The 1,973-nt window shown below is 60.2% G+C and carries 3 protein-coding genes; all 3 read right to left on the bottom strand.

The window, feature by feature from the left end; all coding sequences use genetic code 11:
- Window positions 1-447: 447 nt before the first annotated feature.
- Genes EOA13_RS36970 through EOA13_RS38225 form a run of 3 tightly spaced genes read right to left on the bottom strand, consistent with a single transcriptional unit; the run spans window position 448 to window position 1,614 of the window.
- On the bottom strand, window positions 448-768 hold the full coding sequence (locus EOA13_RS36970) for a hypothetical protein (protein ID WP_127298030.1): 321 nt from the start codon (window positions 766-768) through the stop codon (window positions 448-450).
- Window positions 769-817: 49 nt separating this feature from the next.
- Complete coding sequence (locus tag EOA13_RS36965; protein ID WP_164780616.1) at window positions 818-1,177, bottom strand: NAD-dependent epimerase/dehydratase family protein; 360 nt, start codon at window positions 1,175-1,177, stop codon at window positions 818-820.
- 44 nt (window positions 1,178-1,221) lie between these two features.
- Window positions 1,222-1,614 carry an alpha/beta hydrolase gene (locus EOA13_RS38225; protein WP_164780614.1) on the bottom strand — a complete coding sequence of 131 codons (393 nt, stop codon included), beginning with the start codon at window positions 1,612-1,614 and terminating at the stop codon, window positions 1,222-1,224.
- Window positions 1,615-1,973: the final 359 nt, after the last annotated feature.

Genomic DNA, 1,973 nt, shown 5'->3' with positions numbered 1-1,973 from the left:
CGTCAGCCACTCGACCTCACAGCGGAGGCAGCCGTCGAATGCTTGCTTGAAAGACTTGATGGCGCGAGGACGCGGCGAAAAGAAGTAATAATCGAGCCGAGCATGCTCATTCGGGCTTCAACGGCCTCGTTCCAGACTCCTGTGAGGTAGCAGAGGTCCACCGCTGGCTTGTGGCGCTTCAGAGACCGGGACTCAGGGCTCATGTTGGCGCTTCAGAGACCTGATGTCTATCGCCAACGATCCTCCATGTGCAGGCTTGATAGCCCAACAGCTCGTTGGCGATCCTCAGGGGCGCGGTCACACCGCTCAAAGCAAGTAGGGAGAAGCCGTCTGAGATAAAGACGCTAAAACGCCGCTTTTCAACCGATAGCATTGGGGAAGGTCATCCCCATGGTGATGGCAAAGGGTCTGCCGCGAATAGTCCGCCGACATATACATCGCTTTCTGTCAGGGTCTCCAATGGGCGGAAAGTGGTGGCCCGGTTGCACGCGAGTGAGAGACTGGCTCGTACTCGATCTGGTCGGTGGAGCGTCTGGCAAGCAGCGGGACTTCGCTGTTCGACACGCCGTTGACGATCTCGTAGGTGAGGTCCCGAGATTCCATTCCTTGCCGGACTAATGCCACGAGATCAGCGCCGCTGATCCATATGCGCTCGCGACGGCCATCCACGATCGCTAGGTCGGCGTTGCCGATGCGGATGACAAGAGTCCTGATTCCGAACTTCAGCGCGTACATGGCGCACGCCGCTTCTCCGAACGCCTTGCTCAACCCACAGAATCCATCCGGCGTGATCGTCGCGCCTTCATCCCATTCCCGGTTAGACGGCAGCATGCCAACGATGTGATGGCTGCAGGCGAAAATGCCGCCGCTCGATGCGCTTCCGTCGGCACGCCTCAAGAAGGAGGACGACGGCATTGTAGTTCGGCCCAAGGGTCTCTTCGTAGGTCAATGATTTTCCGACCGCACCTGCCAGATGAAGGATGCCGTCTATTCCGTCCGTTATCCGGTCGAAGAAATCCGACGACGTGATGTCTCCGGCAACCGCGCCCTCTCCTTCAACTGTATCGACGGCTTTCCGTCCGGTCAGGGGCAGATCGTAGTAGTCACGCAGGAGCGGCCTTAGCAAGGTCCCAACGGCACCGCTCGCGCCGGCGATGAGGAGTCTTGGCTTGCGCATGTCATTGCCTTCCCGAAGTCTTTGAGGATGGGGATAGTTGCGTCTCAGGGGCGCATAAGGAGTTGCGGCACGGTCCCGACGAATTCGGCGGGGCGCTCGTACATTGGATAGTGCCCCGTTTCCAGCATCTCGTTCACGGTCAGATTTTTGAACCATGATCCGACGGTCTCCTCGATCTTCGTCTTGGAAGCACCTAGGTCGAGTTCTCCGAGAATAGCGTGCGCGTGAGTTTCGGTGCCCGATACCCGAGCCGAGAGGTCGGTGCCTGTCCACGACGCCATGTATGCTTCAAGCGCATTGCGATTAGTCCCGGCGACGCTGAGGTCCCGGAGCGCCGAGAGCCAGTCATCGCTCTTGGTGCGGCCCGTGTTGACGTCAATGCCGCTTCCGAGCTTCCGGATCGACGATCGCCTCCTTGAGCAGCGCGCGGCGCTCATCGGTGATCTTGGCCCCGAGGCGGGGACCGACGCCACGAGGATGGCTGACGCGACTTCCGACGTGGCTTCGGCGCCCAATAGCTGGGCGGACATCCGCCATGGAGTGGCCGATGACACTGTATTGATCCCAGCCCAGCGTCCGGGCCAACGCCCCGAATATCGTTCGCGATTTCCTCGACAGTAAGCTCGCCCGCGACGTTGGTTCGGCGGCCGTACCCGCGGCAGTCAAGAAACGCGACGCTCAAACGTCGCCGATCCCAATGGCTGTAGGTAGGCTCGAACAGACTATGGTCGCCCATCCAACCATGGACAGCGACGATCTTCACCGGTCCGCCACCGATGATCGAGCCGCTCGAGCC

It is taken from the genome of Mesorhizobium sp. M7A.F.Ca.US.011.01.1.1 (assembly GCF_003998295.1).
Taxonomy (GTDB): Bacteria; Pseudomonadota; Alphaproteobacteria; order Rhizobiales; family Rhizobiaceae; genus Mesorhizobium.
The sequence above is the reverse complement of the archived record's forward strand: the minus strand, read 5'-3'. Positions and strand labels throughout refer to the sequence as shown.

Bases quoted from the DNA above. Each gene is read 5' to 3' on its own strand.
- EOA13_RS36965 (WP_164780616.1), bottom strand. From the start codon at position 1,177: ATGCGCAAGCCAAGACTCCTCATCGCCGGCGCGAGCGGTGCCGTTGGG.
- EOA13_RS38225 (WP_164780614.1), bottom strand. From the start codon at position 1,614: ATGAGCGCCGCGCGCTGCTCAAGGAGGCGATCGTCGATCCGGAAGCTC.